Below are 4,795 nucleotides of genomic sequence, written 5' to 3'. Positions count from 1 at the left end.
TGGGTATTCATAAAAACTCCATTCGTACTTAATTGCGTACATAATTCAGGATAGCACCCGCTCGAAAGCTGGTCAAGACCGCTTTGCCTTCCGCGTGGCAGGAAAAGACTGCGGATTCCCTTCATGCCATGATACGGCAATGATCGGCGCTGGAATGCTTTGCCATGCGCTGATTTGTCAAACCTATTGAACTGCGCAATAGCACGCGATGATTCGTCGATAGTATTCATAGGCATTGTATTGACCATGCCATTGTTACGTGTGTTTGTGCATTCTTGCGTATACTTTCGTACTGCATGAAATTGCGGATTGAGAAGGCAGGACAAGGGCGGTGGGTACACCTCCGGGTGTTCCCGCTTCCGTCCCGCCCTCCGGGGGAGAGGGCTTATTCGCCGGGCTTCGCCCGCTCAACGCGAAAACAACTCCAGAGGAAACGCGACGATGAGCGCCGGAGGCAATGAAAAAAGCTCCCGTGCCACTTTACAGCGGCGCGGGCGCTGCGGTTTACAGGTTTCGTTGTGCAGGCGGCTTACAGCCAGGAAGGCCCGCAGCGCGTATCTCAGGGTCAGGGATTACGACCGCCTGACCGAAGGCATCGCCCTGCTGAAAATTCTTGCACGGGGCGAAAAGAGCATTCAGGAAGGCCGGGGAGTTCCGGCGGAAGACGCCTTTGCCCGCATCCGGGCTACGCTGGAAGAGGCCAAGGCCAATGGCTGACGTTGCCCTGACGCCAGAGGCCATCGAAGACATCCTTGAAATATACGGCTACATCCTTGAGCGCGATGGAGAGGAGCAGGCCGAGTCCATTCCGGGCCGACTGGAAGGAAGAGTTCGCGGCCTTGGAACGTTTGGCCTGCGCGGCAAGTTTCCCGAAGAGCTTGTGCCGTTCGGCAACAGAAACATCCGCGAGGTGCAGGAAGCGCCCTGGCGGATTTTTTATCGCCCCGAGGGCGGGAAAGTGTTCGTGCCCGGCGTTCTGGATGGCAGGCGGGCCGTCAGGGAACTGCTTGAGCATCGTTTGCTGTAGGAAGCGTTGACGAACGTCCCGCCGCCGTCATGGGGCGGCGGCGGGGCGAATGTACGAGTACGGAGCGGTGCGCCGGTGGTGGAACTTCCGTGGGGAAGTGAAGCCAGCGGCGCACCGTCTGTTTCAGCCAAGCCGGGTCGGACCTTTGCGGGGCTCATGCCGGGGAGCCCCGCCTTGGCGTGAACGGCCCAACGAAAGCCGCCCCCCGAGCCCCGCTAGTGGGGAATGCAGGCAATTACGAACAGACCGGTCTTGGGCGAAATGTGCGGTGTCGGGTAGATGAGATTGGCAACCCCAAAAGCCTGTTCTGGATAATCGGCGTCCGCTGTGCCCGTCCAGTGGGTCTCGTTCGCCAAATTCGCAGGCCAGGTTCCACTGCGCAGCGTGCCGAACCCTTCGACGGGGACGGGATCAGTGTAGATGACAACTGATTGGGGGAGAGCGTCCTCCCCATTGATTTTGGGCACCCGCCCACCGTGGCTTGCGCAGTAGGTGCCGGCTTCACTCCAGGTCATGGTTTTGGACGCTCCGCTGTCGTCCAGCGAAGTGCCGGTCAGGAATCCCGCGGCAATGACGCCGATTGTGAAGGGAGAGGAATAGGCGGACTCGCTCGAACCGGCGCGAGCGGCCACGACGACCATGCGCGGGGTGGGGTTGATGGCGCCGGAAGGCGTTATCTGGCCATTGGCGTCCGTTATGCCGGAAAGCGGCAGGGCTGTCGCTTGTGCGCCGTTGCCGCCGTATGTCTTGTACAACAGGGTGACGGAAACGCCGGCAACGGGAGTGCTGTCGTCATTCCGCACCGTGATGGTCCCGCCCAGCGCCCCGTTGCCGGCCACCGATACCCCGGATACGTCGAGCGTGTAGCTTGGGCCTCCGCCGCCCAGTTCCGCCGCCGTGAAGGTGCGGTCGACGCCGCCGCCCTGCACGTTCAGCGTCGCCCCGGCGGTCAGGCCGGTGACGGTCACGCGGAACGTGCCGTCCCTGCCCGTGGTGTAGACCTGCGACAGGGTGGCCGCGTGGGCTTCCCTGGGCGAGAACAGGCCACCCAGCATGTCCCCGGCCTGCGCCAGGAAGGTGGCGGGCACGCTGCGCGCCTGCGCCAGCGTGGTCACCCCGGAGGCGGTGACCCGCACGGTCTGCCCGGCCATGTATTCGTCGAAGCCGTTCCTGATGCGGAAGGAGAACACGTTGCCGTTGCGCCCCGTGAACTCCACGTGGTAGTTGCTCTTGGCCTTGTATTCCAGGATGATGCGGTTCTCGCGGTCCACAAATTCATGGCGCGAGCCCTGTACCGTGCGCAGTTCGGCCACCTTGTCGTGGCTGGTCTGCTGTTCCCACGGCATGCCGAACAGCCAGGTCAGGCGCAGGCCCAGTTCGGTATCGGTGCTGCCGCGTTCCGTGGTGCGCTGGTTCACGAAGCCGGACACCAGCGGGATGGGCGTGTATTCCAGCCCGTAGCTCCACACCTTGGGGTCCTCTTCCAGCTTGTCGGCCCCGAACATGCCCACGTGGTCGCCGTACCACTGGGTGAACGCGCCCGTCAGGGCCACGTTGCGGTAGAAGGGCAGGTAGCCCTTCACCCGCACGTCCCACCCTTCGGCGGCGCGCTCCTTCACGAAGTCGCCGTCGAAGTCCTCTGAATCCTTCCAGCCGGAAACGGGAAAATAGTAGTTGGGCGATACGCGCAGCCAGTCGTACTGGCCTTCCAGCCCCACGCCGCCGCGCTGGTGCCCGCGCGTGAAGTCGTGGTCGTAGAAGGCGTTGTAGCCGAGCATCCAGTTGCCGGAATCCACGTTGTCGCCGGGGGCGTCGCCGCCGGTGGCGAAGGGGTACCAGCGCTGGCCCAGGCCGACGTTGCCTATCCAGCGGTCGCGGCTGTCTTCCGCGTTCATGGTGCGCGCGCCGAACTGCGAGAACACCGTGGTGTGCTTGCCGTCGTACCACGGCAGCAGCACGTCGCCCTCGCCGTTGAGCTTGCCGTCCCAGTCGGTCATGAAGTTCAGCCGGGCGCGGCCGTTGTCGGTCAGGCCGCCCAGGGCCGCCTCGCCCATGCTGTTCAGGAAGCCCATGCCGTGGTTCAGGCCCCGCTGCATGAGGTAGTTGTGCGGGTCGGTCACGCCCAGCAGGCCGTAGCCGTCCATGCTCGTGCGGTTGGCGGCGCGGCCGTCCATGGCGTCGTCCATGTCCCAACTGTCGGCGCGCAGCGGGTCGTCGGCCGCGCCGTAGCGGCCGTTCAGGCCATAGCCGAGGCCGTGCGAGGCATACCCGGCTGCGCGGCGGCCGTCGAAGCTGCCGCTGGCCGCGCTGTTGCCGGTGGCGCCGTCGGCCCGGCGCGCCGTGCCGTCCTCGTGGAAGCCCCGGCCCTGATCGGCGTTGGGGTCGGCGTTGGGGTCATGCTGCGGGGCGTATGGATCTGGCCGGTTGCCCTGCAAGCCCGGCAGGCCCAGAAGCCCGGCCGCGCCGTTGAACAGGGTTTCCGCAAGGCTTCCGGCCCGCTCGGCGGATTGTGCGGTGGGTGCGCCCTGCCGGTCCGCCGGGGCGGACGAGTCCGCGGATGGTGAGGACGCCGGGGACGCGGCGGACAGGGACTTGCCGTCTTCGCCGCGCGCAAAGCTGGCCCGCGCGGCGGCGTCTTCTCGCCGGGCCGCCTCGATGGCCGCCGCGCGTTCCGGGCCGTTGAGCCGGGCGTGCACGCTGGCGGCATCGTCATCCATTTCCATCCTGTTTTCCGCACCCGGCGCGTCCGGCGTGGCCGCCCCGCCGGCCAGCGGCAGGGGAACGGTCATGGACAGGACAAGGGCGAACACGAGGAAGCGGCGGAACCAGTCGAGATGGCGCGCGCGGGGCCGGGCATGGCGCGCGGGAGCGGGGCATCGCATGAGCGGACTCCTGAAGAGCGGTTGGAAGATGCGGGGCCAGATGAAAAGAAACGGCGCTATCGCAGAAGGATAGCGCCGTTTCTTTTTTCGCGGCATCACCCGGAACGGGTGATATTCACTGCCGCGGCGTCTGGGGCAGCGTCTGGGGCAGCGTCCGGGGCAACGTCTGGCGCAGGGCCGTGCGGGAGGTGGCGCCCGTCTTGCGGTAGGCGGTCTTGAGGTGGGGTTTCACCGTGTTGGGGCTGAGGAACAGTTGTCCGGGATTTCCGTGTTGGAAAGCCCCTGCGCCGCGAGGCTGGCGGTTTCGTATTCCCGCCGGGACAGGCCGAAGACCCCCCGGGGGGAATACAGCCTGTCGGCGATGGCCATGCGCCCCGCCCGCAACCGTTCCGACAGCGCCCGGAGGGAGGCGGCGAAACCGCCCGTTTCGCGCCAGCGCCGCAGGTGCAGGGCCAGCGCGATCATCCAGCCTTCGGCGCGGCGGTGCAGTTCCGCCGCCGCCTCTTCCGCCTTGTTCGTCAAGCAGTTTTATCTGACTGAAACATATTGAGAAAAATAGAATGAGAAAATATTCTACCAGCAACGATACCAGCAGTTTCAGCGGGTATAGATGGACAATGATGGACGCAAAAAGAGCGCCCGCCTCCATGAAGAGGCACAGGCGCTTCGGGGCGGGCTTTGATGGTGTTTTATTCCGGCCTGAGGGTCATCAGCCGCTTACGGAGCATGGCGCTGATACTTCTTTGGGCGCGGGCGACTAACACTATCCAGACCATTCGCTCGGCTTCCATCGGCAGATACACCATGCGAAATCCCTTGATGTGGATTTCTTTGTATTCCCTGGAGACCTGGAGCAGTTCGGGCACGGGATGGCCGCGCAGGGGCA

5 protein-coding genes and 1 pseudogene are annotated in these 4,795 nt (G+C 64.8%); 2 read left to right on the top strand and 4 right to left on the bottom strand.

Features of this window, described 5'->3' with window-relative positions; genetic code table 11:
• Positions 1–248: hypothetical protein (locus V6B97_RS16940; RefSeq protein ID WP_333507697.1), on the bottom strand; the 248-nt coding region annotated here is incomplete at its 3' end.
• A gap of 193 nt (positions 249–441) precedes the next feature.
• Between V6B97_RS16940 and V6B97_RS16935 the strand changes: the two genes are divergently transcribed.
• The gene (locus V6B97_RS16935; RefSeq protein WP_333507696.1) at positions 442–717 is read left to right on the top strand and encodes a hypothetical protein; all 276 of its coding nucleotides are present in this window, start codon (positions 442–444) and stop codon (positions 715–717) included.
• The gene (locus V6B97_RS16930; protein WP_333507695.1) at positions 710–1,027 is read left to right on the top strand and encodes a type II toxin-antitoxin system RelE/ParE family toxin; all 318 of its coding nucleotides are present in this window, start codon (positions 710–712) and stop codon (positions 1,025–1,027) included. Before V6B97_RS16935 ends, V6B97_RS16930 begins: the two co-directional genes overlap by 8 nt.
• Positions 1,028–1,242: 215 nt before the next feature.
• Here V6B97_RS16930 and V6B97_RS16925 read toward each other — a convergent pair whose 3' ends face one another.
• The 3 genes and pseudogenes from V6B97_RS16925 to V6B97_RS16915 all read right to left on the bottom strand — a co-directional run.
• Positions 1,243–3,909 (bottom strand): inverse autotransporter beta domain-containing protein, encoded by a 2,667-nt coding sequence (locus V6B97_RS16925; RefSeq protein ID WP_333507694.1) that lies wholly within the window; start codon positions 3,907–3,909, stop codon positions 1,243–1,245.
• Between the two features lie 228 nt (positions 3,910–4,137).
• Positions 4,138–4,431, bottom strand: coding sequence for a hypothetical protein (locus V6B97_RS16920; RefSeq protein ID WP_333507693.1), 294 nt, complete (start codon positions 4,429–4,431; stop codon positions 4,138–4,140).
• Positions 4,432–4,598: 167 nt separating this feature from the next.
• Positions 4,599–4,795 (bottom strand): annotated as a pseudogene (locus V6B97_RS16915) (hypothetical protein); the annotation flags it as partial.

The sequence above is a fragment of the Nitratidesulfovibrio sp. 1201_IL3209 genome, from assembly GCF_036763125.1.
Taxonomy (GTDB): domain Bacteria; phylum Desulfobacterota; class Desulfovibrionia; order Desulfovibrionales; family Desulfovibrionaceae; genus Cupidesulfovibrio.
Note: the sequence above shows the minus strand (reverse complement) of the source record. Positions and strands in the feature narration are given on the sequence as shown.

Coding starts and splice junctions, on each gene's coding strand:
- V6B97_RS16935 (WP_333507696.1), top strand. CDS start 442: ATGAGCGCCGGAGGCAATGAAAAAAGCTCCCGTGCCACTTTACAGCGG.
- V6B97_RS16930 (WP_333507695.1), top strand. CDS start 710: ATGGCTGACGTTGCCCTGACGCCAGAGGCCATCGAAGACATCCTTGAA.
- V6B97_RS16925 (WP_333507694.1), bottom strand. CDS start 3,909: ATGCGATGCCCCGCTCCCGCGCGCCATGCCCGGCCCCGCGCGCGCCAT.